19 protein-coding genes and 2 tRNA genes are annotated in these 17,925 nt (G+C 34.6%); 12 read left to right on the top strand and 9 right to left on the bottom strand.

What is annotated here, in order from left to right:
• Window positions 1-25 precede the first annotated feature (25 nt).
• From AAEO57_RS05445 to map, 3 genes are all read right to left on the bottom strand, one after another.
• Window positions 26-799, bottom strand: coding sequence for a class I SAM-dependent methyltransferase (locus tag AAEO57_RS05445; protein ID WP_341690317.1), 774 nt, complete (start codon window positions 797-799; stop codon window positions 26-28).
• Window positions 800-839: 40 nt separating this feature from the next.
• Window positions 840-1,244 (bottom strand): GxxExxY protein, encoded by a 405-nt coding sequence (locus tag AAEO57_RS05440; RefSeq protein ID WP_341690315.1) that lies wholly within the window; start codon window positions 1,242-1,244, stop codon window positions 840-842.
• A gap of 66 nt (window positions 1,245-1,310) precedes the next feature.
• A complete protein-coding gene (gene map, locus AAEO57_RS05435) occupies window positions 1,311-2,129 on the bottom strand; it encodes a type I methionyl aminopeptidase (RefSeq protein ID WP_341690313.1) in 819 nt (272 codons plus the stop codon).
• Between the two features lie 199 nt (window positions 2,130-2,328).
• Between map and AAEO57_RS05430 the strand changes: the two genes are divergently transcribed.
• Entirely contained in the window at window positions 2,329-3,582 is a 1,254-nt protein-coding gene (locus tag AAEO57_RS05430) for a DUF445 domain-containing protein (protein WP_341690311.1), read from the top strand.
• Window positions 3,583-3,762: 180 nt separating this feature from the next.
• On the opposite strand, the gene gpmI is transcribed toward AAEO57_RS05430, so the two are convergent.
• Window positions 3,763-5,280, bottom strand: coding sequence for a 2,3-bisphosphoglycerate-independent phosphoglycerate mutase (gpmI, locus tag AAEO57_RS05425; RefSeq protein ID WP_341690309.1), 1,518 nt, complete (start codon window positions 5,278-5,280; stop codon window positions 3,763-3,765).
• Between the two features lie 458 nt (window positions 5,281-5,738).
• On the opposite strand from gpmI, the gene AAEO57_RS05420 reads away from it, so the two are divergent.
• A complete protein-coding gene (locus AAEO57_RS05420; RefSeq protein ID WP_341690308.1) occupies window positions 5,739-6,461 on the top strand; it encodes a murein L,D-transpeptidase catalytic domain family protein in 723 nt (240 codons plus the stop codon).
• Here the strand turns inward: AAEO57_RS05420 and AAEO57_RS05415 are convergent.
• Both AAEO57_RS05415 and AAEO57_RS05410 read right to left on the bottom strand, forming a co-directional pair.
• Window positions 6,450-8,030, bottom strand: a complete 1,581-nt coding sequence (locus AAEO57_RS05415; protein WP_341690307.1) for a L,D-transpeptidase family protein — start codon at window positions 8,028-8,030, stop codon at window positions 6,450-6,452. The two genes, AAEO57_RS05420 and AAEO57_RS05415, sit on opposite strands and share 12 nt — an antisense overlap.
• Window positions 8,023-8,469 (bottom strand): GNAT family N-acetyltransferase, encoded by a 447-nt coding sequence (locus AAEO57_RS05410; protein ID WP_341690306.1) that lies wholly within the window; start codon window positions 8,467-8,469, stop codon window positions 8,023-8,025. Before AAEO57_RS05410 ends, AAEO57_RS05415 begins: the two co-directional genes overlap by 8 nt.
• A gap of 135 nt (window positions 8,470-8,604) precedes the next feature.
• Here AAEO57_RS05410 and AAEO57_RS05405 point away from each other — a divergent pair.
• Both AAEO57_RS05405 and AAEO57_RS05400 read left to right on the top strand, forming a co-directional pair.
• Window positions 8,605-8,677, top strand: a tRNA-Gly gene (locus tag AAEO57_RS05405).
• A 91-nt stretch (window positions 8,678-8,768) separates the two neighbouring features.
• Window positions 8,769-8,841, top strand: a tRNA-Gly gene (locus AAEO57_RS05400).
• Between the two features lie 45 nt (window positions 8,842-8,886).
• Here AAEO57_RS05400 and pepE read toward each other — a convergent pair.
• Window positions 8,887-9,594 carry a dipeptidase PepE gene (gene pepE / locus AAEO57_RS05395; RefSeq protein ID WP_341690305.1) on the bottom strand — a complete coding sequence of 236 codons (708 nt, stop codon included), beginning with the start codon at window positions 9,592-9,594 and terminating at the stop codon, window positions 8,887-8,889.
• A gap of 208 nt (window positions 9,595-9,802) precedes the next feature.
• Between pepE and AAEO57_RS05390 the strand changes: the two genes are divergently transcribed.
• From AAEO57_RS05390 to AAEO57_RS05355, 8 genes are all read left to right on the top strand, one after another.
• The gene (locus tag AAEO57_RS05390; RefSeq protein WP_341690304.1) at window positions 9,803-10,525 is read left to right on the top strand and encodes a carboxypeptidase-like regulatory domain-containing protein; all 723 of its coding nucleotides are present in this window, start codon (window positions 9,803-9,805) and stop codon (window positions 10,523-10,525) included.
• Window positions 10,526-10,580: 55 nt separating this feature from the next.
• Window positions 10,581-11,273 carry a hypothetical protein gene (locus AAEO57_RS05385; RefSeq protein WP_341690302.1) on the top strand — a complete coding sequence of 231 codons (693 nt, stop codon included), beginning with the start codon at window positions 10,581-10,583 and terminating at the stop codon, window positions 11,271-11,273.
• On the top strand, window positions 11,260-11,985 hold the full coding sequence (locus AAEO57_RS05380; RefSeq protein WP_341690301.1) for a carboxypeptidase-like regulatory domain-containing protein: 726 nt from the start codon (window positions 11,260-11,262) through the stop codon (window positions 11,983-11,985). The genes AAEO57_RS05385 and AAEO57_RS05380 overlap by 14 nt, the downstream gene beginning before the upstream one ends.
• Window positions 11,975-12,730, top strand: a complete 756-nt coding sequence (gene bamP / locus AAEO57_RS05375) for a BamP family beta-barrel-assembly machinery protein (protein ID WP_341690299.1) — start codon at window positions 11,975-11,977, stop codon at window positions 12,728-12,730. Before AAEO57_RS05380 ends, bamP begins: the two co-directional genes overlap by 11 nt.
• A complete protein-coding gene (locus AAEO57_RS05370) occupies window positions 12,727-13,233 on the top strand; it encodes a DUF6702 family protein (RefSeq protein ID WP_341690297.1) in 507 nt (168 codons plus the stop codon). The genes bamP and AAEO57_RS05370 overlap by 4 nt, the downstream gene beginning before the upstream one ends.
• Before the next feature lie 155 nt (window positions 13,234-13,388).
• Window positions 13,389-15,632, top strand: a complete 2,244-nt coding sequence (locus AAEO57_RS05365; protein ID WP_341690296.1) for a M1 family metallopeptidase — start codon at window positions 13,389-13,391, stop codon at window positions 15,630-15,632.
• A gap of 104 nt (window positions 15,633-15,736) precedes the next feature.
• Window positions 15,737-16,084 carry a Sec-independent protein translocase subunit TatA/TatB gene (locus tag AAEO57_RS05360; RefSeq protein ID WP_341690295.1) on the top strand — a complete coding sequence of 116 codons (348 nt, stop codon included), beginning with the start codon at window positions 15,737-15,739 and terminating at the stop codon, window positions 16,082-16,084.
• A gap of 1 nt (window position 16,085) precedes the next feature.
• The gene (locus AAEO57_RS05355; RefSeq protein WP_341690293.1) at window positions 16,086-16,649 is read left to right on the top strand and encodes a phosphatase PAP2 family protein; all 564 of its coding nucleotides are present in this window, start codon (window positions 16,086-16,088) and stop codon (window positions 16,647-16,649) included.
• A gap of 326 nt (window positions 16,650-16,975) precedes the next feature.
• Here the strand turns inward: AAEO57_RS05355 and AAEO57_RS05350 are convergent, their stop codons facing one another.
• Entirely contained in the window at window positions 16,976-17,617 is a 642-nt protein-coding gene (locus AAEO57_RS05350; protein WP_341690291.1) for an O-methyltransferase, read from the bottom strand.
• A 90-nt stretch (window positions 17,618-17,707) separates the two neighbouring features.
• A partial coding sequence (locus AAEO57_RS05345; RefSeq protein WP_341690289.1) for a hypothetical protein occupies window positions 17,708-17,925 on the bottom strand: 218 nt, incomplete at its 5' end.

Below are 17,925 nucleotides of genomic sequence, written 5' to 3'. Positions count from 1 at the left end.
ATATCACTTATATGGTGAAAAAAAATTAGTTTTCATGTTTAAAACAAAGTGGAATAATTTCGCCCTTTGCCAAACAGTATTTTTCAACCAATTCGGGTGCAATTTTATTAGTGTAATCTTCTTCAATAACAATAAAACCAATGCTTCTTAGTTTATCGAAATAATCGCGTCCGTAAACACGAACGTGATCGTATTGTCCGAAGATTTTTGCACGTTCTTTTTGATCTGTAATCGAATCGTCTGCAAAAGTAACTTCACGGGATAAATCTTGTGGAATCTGTAAAATGGCCATTCCGCCCGGTTTTAAAACACGGTATAATTCCTGCATCGCTTTAGTGTCATCCGGAATATGTTCTAAAACGTGATTACATAAAATAACGTCATATTCGTTGTCTTTGAAAGGTAAATTACAGATATCTGCCTTTACATCTGCCAAAGGCGAAAGTAGATCGGTTGTGGTGTAATCCAGGTTTTTCTGCTTGCGGAATCTTTTATAAAATGCCTGTTCCGGAGCAAAATGCAATACTTTTTTCGGTGCTGTAAAAAAATCGGTCTGATCGTTTAAATACAGCCAAAGCAAACGGTGTCTCTCTAAGGAAAGCGTGCTAGGCGAAAGCACATTGTTACGCTGTTTCCCGTATCCGTAAGGCAAAAACGATTTAAAGCTTTTTCCATCAATAGGATCAGTAAATTTGCTTCCTCTTAATGATAAAGCTAAAATTGGGCGCACCACATAACTCAAACGAATTAATAATGGACGGGGGATTGTATTAAGTACTAATTTGAATAGTTTTTTCATGGGGCTGTTTCACAGAGTTACACAAAGTTGGCACAGAGCTTCACAAAGTGTTTATAAATCTTTTTATGTTGTTTTTTAATATTTTTGAATCAAAATTAATAAGCAATCCTAATGGATAATTACCCAGTTTTAGGTAAGTCAATATCTGCGCAAAATGTACATCTTTAAAAGCCTCAACTGTTTTTAATTCGATGACAATTTTATTTTCAATTAGCAAATCTATCCTATATCCGTGATCTAATTTTATATCCTTATAAATTATCGGTAAAGCTTTTTGTTTTTCAACAATTAAACCTGAATTCATAATTTCATAATACAAACATTCCTGATAAGCTGATTCCAATAAACCCGGCCCTAATTGTTTGTGAACTTCAATTGCTAAACCTATAATTTTATATGAGATAGCATTTAGTTCATCTTGCGATATTTCATTTTCCAAATACATTTTAAAGGCGTATAAATAAATTTTTGTGTATCTCGGCGTATATCTTTGTGAATCTTTGCGCTATAACTACAATACTAATGGCACTTTTCTGAATTCATCTTCTTCGTTGCTTTCGATACCTAATGCTTTATAGATGTAATAGAAAGTTGATAAAATTTCAGGTTTTCCATCAATTAGGGCAACATCGTGTTCAAAATGAGCACTTGGTTTTCCATCAGCAGTCAGGATTGTCCAGCCGTCTTTAAGCTGTTTGATGTTTTTAGTTCCCATGTTAATCATGGGTTCAATGGCAACCACCATTCCTTCAACAAAAAGTTTTCCACGTCCGCGCTTTCCGTAGTTTGGCATTTCGGGAGCTTCGTGCATTTTTTGACCTAATCCGTGACCTACTAATTCACGAACAACTCCATATCCGTGAGCTTCTGTATATTTTTGGATTGCATTTCCAACATCTTCTACGCGATTTCCTGCTTTAAATTCCCTGATTCCTACGTAAAGAGATTCTTTGGTTACCTGTAAAAGTTTTTTGGTTTCAGGAGCAACTTCGCCAATTTCAAAACTATAGGCATGATCACCGTGATAGCCGTTTTTGAAAGCACCGCAATCTACTGAGATAACATCACCATTTTTTAGAGGTGTATTATTAGGGATTCCATGAACAACCTGAGCATTCGGGCTCATACAAAGTGAATTCGGAAAATCGTACAAACCAAGAAAACTTGGAACCGCACCATGATCGCGAATAAATTCTTCAGCTAATTTGTCAAGATATAATGTAGTTACTCCTTCTTTAATTTCAGAAGCAATCATTCCTAATGTTTTTGATACGATCAAAGCACTTTCGCGCATTAATTCGATTTCCTCTCTCGTTTTTTGGATAATCATATTTTTCAGATTTTCAGTTCGCAAAAGTACAACTTTTCATGTGATTTTTATGGGATTTTTTTTGCCACGAATTTTACGAACTCATGCGAATTAATATTTTAGTTTTTAAAAAGAAAAAATTCATGTAATTCGAGGCAAACCTTTATAAACTTAAATTTTTCAGCAAAAAACCGTAAATTAGTAATAAAACATCATAGTCATGGAAACAATTACAGATCACGATATAGACAAAGTAAAAGCGCTCAGAAAAATGAAGCGAAATGCTTTGGGCCTTTTGGGTATTGCAGTACTTCTGTTTATTATTGCCATTTATTTTAAAATCCCGATGCTGCAGGCTTTTAGCGAAGCGGCAATGGTGGGCGGAATTGCTGATTGGTTTGCTGTTGTGGCTTTGTTTCGTCATCCACTAGGAATCCCGATTTGGCATACAGCAATTATTCCGACCAAAAAAAATGAAATAGGAGAGAATCTCGGTAATTTTGTTTCAGAAGAATTTCTGAACCGGGAAAAATTAGAAATTAAATTAGACGAATTCAATTTTGCCACTAAAGCTTCTGATTGGCTTTCGCTGGAAGAAAATGCCAATAAATTTGCTGATGTTATAGCCTTAAATATTATTCCGGGGGTTTTAAAAACAATAAAAGACGAGGATATAAAAAGATTTATTCAGGTTCAGTTTAAGGAAAAATTACAAGCAATCAATTTTGGAGACTGGGTAGCGCTTGCATTAGAACCTTTGCAGAAAGGAAATGTAAAAGATCAGTTACTCACGAATCTTCTCGAAGTAATGAGTGCAGAATTAAGTGATAATAAAGATTTAATTAGGAAGAAAGTAAAACAGTCGACACCTTTTTTGAGTTTTGGTCTGGCGGATAAAAGCATTACAGAAGGTATTTTTAACGGTTTACAGGAATTTCTTGATGAGGCAAAAAATCCGGAGAGCGCGGTTAGAATTAAAATTGACGATTATATTTCTGATTTTTTGAATAAAGTGAAAAACTCAGAAGAAATGCGAATCAAAATCAATAATCTGATTGTTGGTTTTGCCGGAAAGAAAGAAGTGCAGGATTACATTAACGGAATCTGGGACGAAATTAAATTATCAATTACAAACGATTTAGAGAAAGGAGAGGAGTCTTCAATTCGAAAAAACATTTCAGGCCTGATTCAGAATTTTGGAAACGGACTCAAAGAAGATGCTATAATGGTTGATAAAATCAATAATTTCATTAAAAATGATTTGCTTTCTGTTCTTTTGAATAATAAAAAAGTAATTGGGGATTTGATTTCCTCCACCGTAAAAAGCTGGGACGGGAAAGAAGTTTCAGAAAAATTAGAATTAGAAATCGGAAAAGATCTTCAGTATATCAGAATCAACGGAACTTTGGTTGGGGGATTTATTGGACTTCTAATTTATGGAGTTGAGCAGCTTTATCATTGTTTTATTGTTTGATTTCCACAATTTTGTCATTTCTAGGAACGAGAAATCGCACCAGAAACTCCGCAAACTATGTCGCCAATCTTTGTCGATTCTCGAGTGTGATTTCTCGTTCCTCGAAATGACAAGAATGCTTAAAAACAAAAAGAGGCAAATTCTAAAAATTTGCCTCTTTTTTATATAGAAAATTAGTTTTTATAGTAACGAATGACAAGTCATTGCCTCAGGCTGAGGAATTCCCATTAATTCTAAAATGGTAGGAGCAATATCTCCCAAAACACCATTTTGAATATTTTTTAATTCTTTGTCAACCAAAATAATAGGCACCGGGTTTGTTGTGTGTGCTGTATTTGGGCTTCCGTCAGGGTTAATCATTGTTTCGCAGTTTCCGTGATCGGCAATTACGATAGTGGTGTAGTTATTAGCAAGAGCAGCATCTATAACCTGTTTTGCACAGGCGTCAACAGCTTCACAGGCTTTAATTGCCGCTTCCATAATTCCGGTATGTCCAACCATATCACCGTTTGCGAAATTTAAACAAACAAAATCCACTTCACCTTTGTTCAGTTCAGGAACAAGAGCGTCGGCCAATTCGTAAGCACTCATTTCCGGCTGTAAATCGTAAGTTGCCACTTTTGGAGAATTTCTCAGGATTCGGGATTCACCTTCAAAAGGAGTTTCTCGACCTCCTGAAAAGAAGAAAGTAACGTGTGGATATTTCTCTGTTTCAGCAATTCTGATTTGTTTTTTACCAGCTTTTTCTAAAACTTCGCCAAGAGTTTCCGTTATATTATCTTTATTGTAAACTACTTTTACGTTTTGATATGTTTCATCGTAGTTTGTCAATGTTACATAATACAGGTTTAGTTTGTGCATGTTTTGCTCATGAAAATCATGCTGAGAAAGCGCTTCAGTCAATTCACGTCCACGGTCTGTTCTGAAATTAAAGAAGATTACCACATCACCTTCAACAATTGTAGCTAATGGTTTTTCGTTTTCGTCAACCATAACAATTGGTTCGATAAACTCATCCGTAATATATTTTGAATAACTGTCAAGAATACTTGCGACAGCATTTGTTGAAGGTGTTCCGGTTGCGTTTACCACTAAGTCATAAGCTAGTTTTACACGTTCCCATCTTTTATCACGATCCATTGCATAATAACGTCCTATAATTGAAGCTATTTTTACAGGAGTATCTTTAATATGGTTTTCTAAATCCTGAATGTATTTTGCTCCAGATTTTGGATCAACATCACGGCCATCGGTAAAAGCGTGAATGTAAACCTGATCTAATCCATATTCCTGAGAAGCATCAATTAGTCCTCGTAAATGCGAAGTATGTGAGTGAACTCCCCCGTCAGAAACTAATCCTAAAAAGTGTACTTTTTTATTATTGTCTTTAGCATAAGTAAAAGCATCAATAAGAACCTGTTCTTTTGCAAGTGTTTTATGTGCTACAGCTAAATTTATTTTGGCTAAATCCTGATAAACGATTCTTCCGGCACCAAGGTTCATGTGGCCAACTTCACTGTTTCCCATCTGTCCTTCCGGCAAACCAACATTTAATCCGTCGGTACGAAGCTGGGCGCTTGGGTAATTTTGATACAGGCTGTTTATAAAAGGAACATTTGCATTGTCTATTGCAGATACTTTAGGGTCGGGAGATTTTCCCCAACCGTCTAAAATCATAAGGATTACTTTTTTGTTCATTGGTTTTTGTTTTTGGCAAAGATAAACCATTTATAAAATACGCAAGAAACGATTGTTACAATTATGCTTTATAAAATGAACGCTATCAAAAAATAATAATTTAGTTAAAGAACCCTTTGTTTTTTAAAATTAATGCACACTGATTTTAGTTTTCTCCCTTTGAAAGAGTGGTGTAGGTGTCTAAAAATCTGTTTTTTTTTGTTAAAAGTAGATTCTTCTTAAGTGTCTGTTGATTGTATTTTTAAAAATTGAATTTCTTTTCAGTTAGAATGTTGCATTTTTTAAACAGCGTAATTCTGATTAAAAAACAACAGTTTTTCGCTATATCTTAACGTTTGGGCTCTTTTATTGTTAAAGTTTGAACAAATATCACCAAAATTAGTGATAAAAATTTTTGAAATTCCAAATTAATTATACATTTGTCAAGCCTCGAATAAAGTGTAACCTAAACTTAATCAATGATTTATAGAATTTTTCCTATAGTTTTATTTTTGTTTTTGTCTTTCGGTACAGATTCTAAAAATGATGCTGAAACTATAAAAGTTCCAGCCAAAAGCATTGTAAGTGTTGAAAAACCTACTGTTGATGCTAAGATTGAAAATATTTATCACGCATTGAACGCCAACAATTTTGCGTTGCCTGAACTGAAAACTTTTTCTGAAGCCTTAAAAGGTTTTTATTTATTGAAAGAAAAAGGAGTGATTCATAAAGATGTTCTGACACTCATTGATTTTAGTTTGTCATCAACTTTGAAACGTCTTTGGGTTATTGATCTAACTACCAATACTATTTTATTCCAGTCTCTTGTTGCTCATGGCAGAAATACCGGAGAAGAGTTTGCTACTGCATTTTCAAACGTTAATTCCTCTAATAAAAGCAGCTTAGGGTTTTATGCAACCGGCGAAATTTATCAGGGAAAACATGGTATGTCCCTTCGTCTTGACGGATTGGAAAGAGGGGTAAACGATAATGCCCGCGAAAGAGCCGTTGTAATGCATGGTGCCGATTATGTTTCTGAATCTTTTGTCAGAGATCATAAAAGATTAGGAAGAAGCCAGGGCTGTCCTGCTATTCCTGTTGAATTGACCAATGAGATTATTCAGGCAATAAAAGGCAAATCATGTTTGTATATCTATCATCCGTCAAGAAGTTTTATGATGGGCGAAAAGTTATTTTCTTAATTTAGAATACAAATCTTCGTCAAGATCATAAACGTCATATCTGAAAATTAATTCATTTTTTTCGCTCCAGGCTGTCCAGTACCATTGATACAATTTGTATTTTTTGGTAATCTTAGTGGTAGTTGTTTTTTTACTGGCAATAATAGTATCGATTCTTTCTTTTGGCCAGTTTTTAGAATCATCTAAAATATGTTGCGCCAATTCCAGCGGATTTTCTACGCGTACACAACCTGAACTTAGGGAGCGATTGCTTCTTTCAAAGTAATTTCTGTGGTTCGTATCGTGTAGATATACACTATAATTATTTGGGAACATAATTTTTATTAATCCCAGGGAATTATAATACCCGGGGCTCTGAATGTATCTGTACTTGCGGGGTTTATTGATGTTCCAGTTTGCAGGATCAACTACATGCCCGGCAGTGTCGTAAATGGTAATATTTTTATTTTTTAAATAATTTCGGTTGCGTTTCATCGCAGGAACCACATCTTCTTTTAAAATAGTAGGAGGAACTGTCCATGTCGGATTAAAAACAATACTTTTAAGAGTAGAGGTTAAAACTGGTGTCCTTCTTTTACTTGTGCCGACAACTACATTTCTAACGGCGGTTGTATCCTGGTTTTCTACAACATGCAGGCTGAAATTAGGAATATTAATAATAAAATAATTTTCTGAAAGTTCATTAGGGTACCATCTCCAGCGTTCCAGATTGGCGATAATTTGATGCTTTCTTTTTTCTTTAGAAAAGTTGAGGGCATGAATAGTGCTTGCTCCAATAACACCATCAGCCGGTAATCCGTGACGGGCCTGGAATTTTTTGATTGATTCAAATGTTTTTTGGTCGTAGATTTCTGTTAGATTGTCGTTGCCAGACATGTCATTCCAGTACAAAAGCCTTTTTTTGATATTTATCAATGAGGAATTCGTGTCGTTTAATATGATTTTTTCGGTAAATCCAATAGTGCTGATGTCGTCTTCCGGAAAGTTGTTAATGAGTTTTAAAGCCTGTAGCAATTGTTTATACGTTTGGGTTTTTGGTTGGATATTCTGAACCAGACTGTCAATTGTATTGCGATTAAAACTTTTTACCAGGGCAGTATTTACATCAAAAGATTTGTCTTCGAGTGCCCAGTTACCATATAAGTATTTAGGATTCAGTTTTCCTTCATATAAATGTATAATGTACTTTTCAAAATTATGTGTTAGTAATAAATCATATTCGGCAAGTTCTCTGTCGCTCAGGATATTGAATCGGACCTCAAAGCTTTTCATTTTTTTTACATGATAGTCATTTGGATTTAAGCCTAATTCTTCTGAGTTTTTTAATTGTGATAAAATGTAAGATCTTTTAGCCGGGTTTCCCCAGATTGTTTTATTGTCTGAGGAAAGATAGAATTGTTTAAGCATTTTGCTTTTGAAACTATTTATTAAGACAGTATCGATAGAAATAGATTTAGCATCTGTAATGACAATAGCAGGCAAAGGTTTTTCGATTTGAGGTATATCCTGATTTTTCTTTTTGCAGCTTATAAAAAGACTAAGAAGCAACAGAACGTAAAGTTTATTCATTTTTTAGTTTTTTGTACATTAAATAATGTGTCCCGACTTCAGGGATCTCAAATGAGCTTCCCGTGGTTTCGTATCCCATTTTTTTATAAAATCCAACAGCAGATTCTCTTGCATTAAACCAGATTAGGTCAAACTGGTTTGCCAGGCAGTATTCTTCGCAGTGTTTAATCAATCTTTCCCCAAAACCTTTTTTTTGGTGGGACTCGAGAATAGCCATGCCTCTGATTTGTGCCTGTAAATTTTCTGCAAATATAGGGTTGTGTTTTAGGAATAACGAAATAATTCCTGTTAAATTTTGACTTTCAAATAAGCCAAAATGATGTGTACTTTGCAGATTGTCCCCTTCAAAAAAACATGTTGTAAGAGGTTTTCCTTTTCGGAGGACAGGTTGTCTGACAATGTAAGTCTCGTGGGCAGATATTTCTTTAATAGATTGCATAGTGGAATAAAAAAAACAAAGCTATAACTTTTTAATTTTAAACGGATTACTATAAATAGTGATTTTTAATTAATTTTTTTTTCAAAAAAGCTTGTTTTGAACTTAACTTATTTTCTATATTTGCACCACAGTAATGCGAAAGTAGCTCAGTTGGTAGAGCTCCAGCCTTCCAAGCTGGTTGTCGCGAGTTCGAGCCTCGTCTTTCGCTCTAAGCCGGAATAAGATCCGGACTCAAAGTAAATAATTTTGAGATTAGTTTTTTTAAACGATTTAATTATTTATCTTTGCGCCCACATAATGCGAAAGTAGCTCAGTTGGTAGAGCTCCAGCCTTCCAAGCTGGTTGTCGCGAGTTCGAGCCTCGTCTTTCGCTCTTCAAAAACCTCAAACATTTGTTTGAGGTTTTTTATTTTTAAAATTATTTTAAATGGCTCAGGTCGCTTTCAGGATTTAATTCAGTTGGTTCCTGATTCTGCAGAAATAAACGTGCCGATAGGTCTCCCTTCAAAGTTATTTTTTCTCCTTTTACTTCCAGCCAGCTTCCTTCTCTTAATCCCAATACCGGAATAGAATTAAAAGCATGGAATTCTTTTATTCTGGTTTCGCGGGTTTCTCCCATGTGTTTAGATTGTAAATCGGGGTCTAAATAATGAGGATTGAGGTTAAAAGGAATTAATCCTAATGTTTTAAAACTCGGAGGATAGACAATAGGCATGTCGTTTGTAGTCTGCATCGAAAGACCGCAAATATTACTTCCTGCACTTGTACCTAAATAAGGAGTTCCTTTTTTTACGGTTTCAGAAAGAAGTTGCATAACATTGTTTTTGTACAGCTGAGAAACCAGTAGAAAAGTATTTCCTCCGCCTGTAAATATACCTTCTGCATTTAGTATGGCGTCTTCCGCATTCTCAAATTCATGGATTCCTTTTACTGAAATGTGAAGCTTTTCAAAAGCTGATGAAACCTTTTGGGTGTATTCGTCATGAGAAATTCCTCCCGGACGCGCATAAGGTATGAATAAAATGCTCTTGCAGTTTTTAAAATGCGATTGCAAAGCGGGTAGTAAATATTCTAAATAGCTGCCTCCGTGTAATGTGGAAGTACTGGCAATAATAATATTTTTCATAAAAGTCTGACTCGTTTTTTTAGGTTTAAAGATATTAAAAAAGGCTATTTTAGGTGTTAAAAACAAGGTTTAAATTAACATATTTTTACCATGCTCTTAGTATTAAATTTGGAGCACATTAGGATATTTTTACACTTTTAAGATTAATGCTAACTTTTTTATTTTGATTAACAAAAATCTCTGTTTTTTAGTTATGTTTTTGAGTCAGATGATTTGGTCTCAAAATAACGAGCGCACTGTTTTAAACGGAAAAATCATTTCGAATACAAATGATTTGGAAGGGGTGTATGTGGTTAATGCAGAGACTGAGGCCATGACAACAACCGGAGCAGATGGTTCATTTTCAATTATGGCAAAAAATGGTGATATGCTTGTTTTTTCTTCAATTCAGTTTAAAGAAAATAGGATTGTATTAAAAACAGAGGATTTTTCAAGTCTTAATTTTACTGTAAAATTGAGTCTTCTGATGCATCAGTTGCAGGAAGTAATCATAAAACGATACGATAATATTAATGCTGTGGCTTTGGGTGTTATTCCTTCTGGACAAAAAAGCTATACAGAGGCTGAGAGAAAATTGCGTACTGCGACAGCTTTAAACCCGACTGCCAATGCTGGCACAATGGCTGGAGGTTCTATTTCTGCTGATCCGTTGTTGAATTTTTTTTCTGGCCGTACAGCAATGTTAAAAAAAGAAGTGGCAGTGGAGAAAAAAGAGTTTTTCATGAAGCTTTTGGAAAACATGTTTCCGTTGGATCATTTTGTAGACAGGCTTAAAATTCCTCTTGAATATGTAAAAGGTTTTGAGTATTACGTTGTGGAAAATGATAAGTTTACAGCGATTTTAAATTCTAAAAATAAAACTTCAACCGAGTTTTTATTGGGAGAATTAGCAGTTAAATACAAAGAAATATTGGCAAGTGAGGCAAAATAGTATTTTGCATATAGCTTTTCTTTTTTTTGTCCAGATCAGTATTGGTCAAAGTAAGGTGTCAAAAGAAATTTTGGGTCAGGTTTTTGTGGAGTCTGCTTCTGTTGGAAGTGTAAATATTATCAATAATGCAACTCAGGTTGCTACAGTTTCGGATGAAAACGGAAAATTTTCGATGAGGGTGAGAGTGGGAGATGTGTTGGTTTTTTCTGCAGTTAATTTAAATCCGATTAAATACAGAATTACAAATGAAGATTTTGATTCTGAGAAGATTTCGATTGGCATGACGATTAAGGAAGTGGGATTAGATGAAGTAATTGTAAATTCGGCTATAACCGCCGAAAATTTGGGGATTATTCCAAAAGGTCAAAAAAAATATAGCCCTGCAGAACGAAAGTTGGCGACTGCAGGAGATTTTAAGGCTATTTCGTTATTGGGTTTATTAGGAGGTTCTATGGATATTGACCCGATTATTAATAAAATCAATGGACGAACTAAAAAGTTAAAAGAATATGTGGAGGTTGAAAAAAGGGAAGGTTATATTGAGCAATTAGGCTATCTGTTCGAGGATTCTTATTACGTTAATTACTTAAAAATACCATTTGAGTATGTTAATGGGTTTAAGGTTTATATTGTAGAAAATGAATATGCAAGAACTCTTTTGGAGAAAAAAGATAAAACAAAATTGGCTGTCCATATGAGTGAATTGGCTTTAAAATACAATGATATAATTTCAAGTGAAAATAAATAATATTTTATTCTTTCTGTTTTTGCTGGTTGTTCAAATTGCATCTGGGCAAAAGGCTGTATCCAAAGAAATTTTGGGTCAGGTTTTTGAGCAGTCCACTCAGGTTGAAGGAGTGAATATCATTAATAACACAACCCAGGTCGCAACGGTTTCTGGTGAAAATGGAAAGTTTTCTATGATGGTGCGGGAAGGAGATGTGTTGGTTTTTTCTGCTGTTAATCTAAATGCTCTGAAATACAGGGTTACTGTAGAGGATCTTAGCGCTGGGGCTCTTGTGGTTAGGATGACAGCTAAAGAAATGGAACTGAAAGAGGTAGTTGTAAATGAAAACGCCAATATCACTGCAGAAAACCTCGGAATTATTCCCCGAGGACAAAAAAAATACACTCCTGCCGAGAGAAAAATCTACACCGCCACATCAACTTCTGTAGATAAAGTACTGAATGCTATTTCAGGAAGAGCTTCAATGCTGAAAAAAGAAGCAAAAGTCGAGAAGAAAGAAATGCTGTTTCGAAAACTGGAATATCTTTTTGAAGAAACATATTATACAGAACGTCTTAAAATTCCTTCAGAACACATTAAAGGATTTCAGCTTTATTGTGTAGATAATCCTGAATTTTCGCTATCTTTGGATAGAAAGAACAAAACCATGAGTATGTTCTTGATAACTGGTTTAGCACAGGAATATCTAACAATTATAGAACATGAAAAATAAATTCGGAATATTTGTAATGTGTTTGTTTTGTCAATTGATAATAGGGCAGACTAATTCGAGAAAGTCATTACATGGACAGGTAGTTAACAGTTCTCTTCCTATTGAAACCGGAAATGTGATGAATATAAATGCCAAGACCAGAACGTTTATTGGTGCGAATGGTTTGTTTGATATTCTGGCGAGACCTAAAGATACTTTATTGTTTACAGGGATGGCTTTTCAGTCCAAAAAAATTGTGTTGACAGAAAAAGATTGTGCTGAAACACTTTTTTTGGTGCCTTTAGATTTAGTAAATGTGGAGCTGAAAGAGGTTTTGGTTCATAAGGAATTAAAAATTAATTCTCTTGACGGTGGTTCGCAGCGCTTTGTTGATACGCAATTTGAAGATGACAAACAATCAACTGCTAAAAACACAACAATGTATTCAAATCAGACGATTAAATACGGAACTGATTTTGTCCGAATTTTTAAAGATGTTAAAAAGCTGCTCCGCAAAGATAAAGAGGTTGAAGAAGAGGTTGTAAGTGATATTGCTTTTGTGGCATATTCTAAAGATAATTTTACACCTGATTTTTTTACAAAAACGCTAGGGTTAAAGGAAGATGAAATAGATTTGTTTTTAATGTACTGTTCTAATGACGCTGAATCCAAAAGACATTTAAAAACAGACCAAAAGTTTGAATTGATGGATTTTATGATCAATAAAAACAAAGAATTCAAAAAGGCAGAGTTGAATCAGAAATGAAAAAGAATACGCTTTATTTCTTAATCGGAATATTATTTTTATCCCTTTCGTCTTTTGCGTTCCATAAATTCTACATGGGCGTTTTTCAGGTGAATTATGCAGCTGAAAAAAAAATGATTCAGATTACTTCCCGAATATTTGTGGATGACCTGAATAAGGGAATCGAAAAAAAATACAATAAAAAGACTTTTTTAGGAACCGAAAAAGAAACTGCTGTAGATATTGATTTGCTAAAAAAATATCTTTCAGAAAATTTCTCTATCAAAATAAACGGTCAGGCAAAAACAATTAGTTTTTTGTCTAAAGAACTCGAAGCTGACGATGTTTTGGTGTGTTATTCCCGAATAACAGGTGTTGAAAAATTTAAAACTTTAGAAATTTCGAACACTATCCTGACAGATTGGAGTGCTGAACAGCAAAATATTACACATATTTCAGCATTTGGCACTAAAAGAAGTGTTCTTTTTACAGAATCTTCAAGGAAAGAAGTGTTAAAGTATTAATGGACATGTAAAATTGTTGTTTTAATTGCTATTTTCACGGCTTCAAAAAATTCCAAAAAATATTTATGAAATGAGCATCATTCAAAAGTAGGTCGCAACTACCAATGAGAATATGCGAATTACATATGACCATTATAAAAGAATAAATTCTACACATGAAAAGACTTTCATTATTATTGCTTTTTCCGGCTATGCTAGTGGCTCAGGAAAAAAACACAACTGCAGCTCCGAAACAACAGGGAAAGTATGATACAAACAAGTTTAGTCAGATGTATGATTTGATGGCTACACCAAATATGTTCCGTACAGCATCAGGCGCTCCTGGTCCTGCGTATTATCAGCAACAGGCAGATTATAAGATAGATATTGAATTAGACGATAAAAACTCTAAATTAAAAGGATCTGAAACTATTACTTATTCAAACAATTCACCTGATAGTTTAGAATATTTGTGGATTCAGTTAGATCAGAATCAGGCAAAAGCCAATACACAGTCTAGTTTGGCAGAAGGCGAAAAAATCAATCAGGTATTGCCTCTGGAAGGTTTTTCAAATAAATACTTAAAGAAAGATTTAGAACGTGGTTTTAATATCGAACATGTAAAAGACGCTAAAGGAACTTCAATGTCGTATACAATCAACGAAACCATGATGCGTATTAATTTGGTTTCACCTTTAAAACCGGGTGAAAAGATTTCATTTTCTATAAAATGGTGGTATAATATCAATAATTACAGAAAAGAAGGAGGACGTTCCGGTTATGAATTATTTGAAAAAGACGGTAATAAATTATATGTAATCGCTCAGTTTTATCCTAGAATGGCAGTTTACAATGATGTAGAAGGCTGGCAAAATATGCAGTTCTGGGGAAGCGGCGAATTTGCGCTTCCTTTTGGAAATTTTGATGTAAATATTACAGTTCCTGCTGATCACGTTATTGATGCAACAGGAGAATTGACAAACAGAGCAGAAGTATTCACGCCAGAACAGGTAAAACGTTACGAACAGGCTCAAAAATCATTTGACAAGCCGGTTGTAATTGTAACGCAGGCTGAAGCTGAAGCTGCTGAAAAAGGCTTTTCTGAAAAGAAAAAAACATGGAAATTTAGTGCAAAAAACGTACGTGATTTCGGAATTGCCTCTTCAAGAAAATTCATTTACGATGCCATGGCTGTAAAAATTGGAAACAGAACTGTTATGGCAGAATCGGTTTATCCAAAAGAAGCCAATCCGCTTTGGGGAGAAACCTCTACAATGGTAGTAGCACATACCTTAAAAAGTTACTCTTCTCATACTTTTGATTATCCGTACCCAAAAGCAGTATCAGTTTCTGCTGAAGATCAGGGGATGGAATATCCAATGATTTGCTGGAATTTTGGTCGTCCTGACGAAAATGGCGTAACTAGCAGAGAAGTTAAAAACGGAATGATTGGTGTTGTAATTCACGAAGTGGGACACACTTTCTTTCCAATGATTGTAAATTCGGATGAGCGTCAATGGACCTGGATGGATGAAGGTTTGAATTCATTTTTAGAATATCTGGCAGAGCAGGAATTAGATCCAAAATTCCCTTCAAGACGCGGGCCTGCAAGAAATATTGTTCCGTACATGAGCGGAGACCAGAAGTTTCTGGAACCAATTATGTCAAATTCTGAAACTATTCATCAATTTGGGAACAATGCATACGGAAAACCGGCAACGGGTCTTAATATTTTAAGAGAAGTGGTTATGGGAAGAGAATTGTTTGATTATGCTTTTAAAACGTATGCGAACAGATGGAAGTTCAAACATCCAACTCCCGAAGATTTCTTCAGAACAATGGAAGACGCTTCGGCGGTAGATTTAGACTGGTTTTGGAGAGGATGGTTTTATTCAACAGACTTCGTAGATATTGGAATCAAAGAGGTGAAACAATATTATGTCTCTGAAACTGCAACAGCAGATTTAAAAGATGTAAAAGTTAGAAAAGGAAGATTTGGTTACGAAAAAGGCCCTTTTGTTTATTTAGTTTCCGGGGATAATGCCGAAGTTAACTCATCTAAGAAAAAAGCTCTAAAAGTAGAAGAATTCAAGCCATTGGCAGATTATGTAGACCAAACTTTTACAGCAGAGGAAAAAGCAGGTATGAAATCGCCGAAATATTTCTACGAAGTAGAATTTAATAAACCAGGCGGAATGATTATGCCAATTTTGGTTGAAATCACTTATGAAGATGGTTCAAAAGATAATTATCAATATCCTGCTCAAATCTGGAGAAAAGGCAATGAGTCAGCCAAAAAAGTATATGCAACTTCAAAAGTGATCAAAAGTATTCAGGTAGATCCAAAATTACTGACTGCGGATATCGATGTAACCAATAATTCATGGCCAAAAACCGAAGAAAAATCAAAATTTGATTAAATATAAATTAGAAGGCTCTAGAAATAGAGTCTTTTTTTTAAGTTATTTTTTAGAACACACCGCTTCAAAATTTAATATATTTGTCGCACACAAAAAAATAAGTTATGTTTGGTATAGGAGGAGGAGAATTAGTTTTCATACTGTTTATAGTACTAATGCTTTTTGGTTCAGACAAAGTGCCTGAGATTGCCCGCACAATGGGTAAAGCGATGGCGCAGTTAAAAAATGCAACAAACGACATTAAAAGCGAAATCCAAAAAGGGGCAGAGGAAAATGGTCTTGATACAAAATCACTGACCAGCATAACGGGCGATATCAATGCTCAGATTAATGATGCAAAAACCAATATTTTGGGAGATTCCGGAAATCTTTTAGGAGATACTGCAACAGAAATTGACAAAGTAAAAGAAGATATCGATTCACTCTCAGGACCTATAAAACGCCAAAGATAATATGCTTGAAAAAATACAGGAAATAGATACCAGTTTACTTGTGTATCTTAACAGTTTAGGTTCTGAAACATACGATAAATTTTGGCTGATTATCACGAGCCAATTAAACTGGACTCCGGTTTTTTTATTAATGTTTTATCTTATTTACAAAAAAATAGGTGGAAAACAGACCTTGTATTTATTGCTTTTTATTGCAGTATTAATTGCTTTTACAGATCAGACAACTAATCTTTTTAAAACTACTTTTCAGCGTTTGAGACCTTGTAATAATCCTGAAATCAATACCATAATCAGGGTAGTTCAATCCAGAAAATCTTATAGTTTTTTCTCCGGTCACGCTGCCAATACAATGGCTGTAGCTACATTTTTATTTCTGGTTCTAAAACGCCATTTTAAATACCTTGGATTTATCTTTTTATGGCCGTTAATCTTTGCTTATAGCCGAATCTATTTAGGTTTGCACTATCCGGGTGACATTCTTACGGGGTATTTCTTTGGAGCGCTTTTCGGATTTTTGATTTTCAAAGTCTATCAAAATTTAAAGCCAAAGTATTTTCCGGGATAATTTTCGGGAGCTATTTCCGGCTGTCCGCTATATCTTTTGCGCCGAACTCCGGCACAAAAGGATGTCGCTTCCATCCAGGCTAGGGTGCTTGTTTTCAGGAGAATATATTAGTAAATTGATTATTGATTTAGTTAGAATAAGTTGAAGATTAACGAAAATCTTGTCATTTCGACGAAGGAGAAATCACACAAGAAACTCCGCAAAGAAATTTGCCAATCTTTGTTGATTCGCAAGTGTGATTTCTCCTTCGTCGAAATGACAAACTAGACAGAAAACTTAGAAACTTAGAAACTTAGCACCTCAGAAACTTAGCACCTCAAAAAAAATTATAAAACCCTGCTCACTGTCAATCCATCGCGAATTGGTAATAAAACGGTTTCGACTCTTGGATCATTTTTCAAAAGCAAATTGTATTCTAAAAGTATTTTGGTACTTACATCATTTGGGTGCACCGGTTCCAGAATTTTTCCGCTCCACAACACATTATCAGACAAAATGATTCCGCCCTTGTTCATTTTAGGAACAATCATTTCCCAGTAATTAATATAGTTTTCTTTATCAGCATCAATAAAAACCAAATCAAATTTCACATCCAGATTCGGAATAATATGGATTGCTTCGCCTAAATGCTGAAAAATTTGTGCTCCCCATGGTGATGCATCGAAATACTTACGCTGAAAATCAATAAGTTCTTCTTTAATGTCAATCGTATGAAGTTGTCCGCTTTCCTGCATTCCTTCACAGAGACATAAAGCAGCATAACCTGTGTAAGTTCCAATTTCTAAAATATTCACCGGTCGGATCAATTTAGAGAGCATACTTAAAACACGCCCCTGAAAATGACCGCTTAGCATTCTTGGCAAAAGGATTTTCTGGTAAGTTTCTTTATTTAGTTTTGCCAGCAATTCCGGTTCGTTTTCAGAATGCTGCTCAATATAATCTTCTAAGTCTTGTGAAATAAAATGCATCGTGTAGTGTATTCGAATTTGACTGTAAAAATACAAAATATAAGCTCACTTTTGGGTATAAAAGAGGCTGTCCGAAAAGGGCAGCCTTTTTTATGCAGCAAATTTTAGGGATTGATTTTGCGTTGGTTGTTTTATGAAAAAATATTCCGTTTTGATTTTAAAAAGGTAGATTTCGACTTCTACACCTCTATTTCGAACTCGCATAGAAAATTTTATATGAGTATTATGCTTTTTATTGTTATTTGCCACCATTTTTCTAAAATTGTGTCCAATAGCCATCAATAGAAATTCCATTTCTACTTTATCTA

Origin of the sequence: Flavobacterium calami (assembly GCF_038290035.1) — a bacterium.
In the GTDB taxonomy this organism is placed as follows: domain Bacteria; phylum Bacteroidota; class Bacteroidia; order Flavobacteriales; family Flavobacteriaceae; genus Flavobacterium; species Flavobacterium calami.
This window is presented reverse-complemented; position numbering and strand designations above follow the sequence as displayed.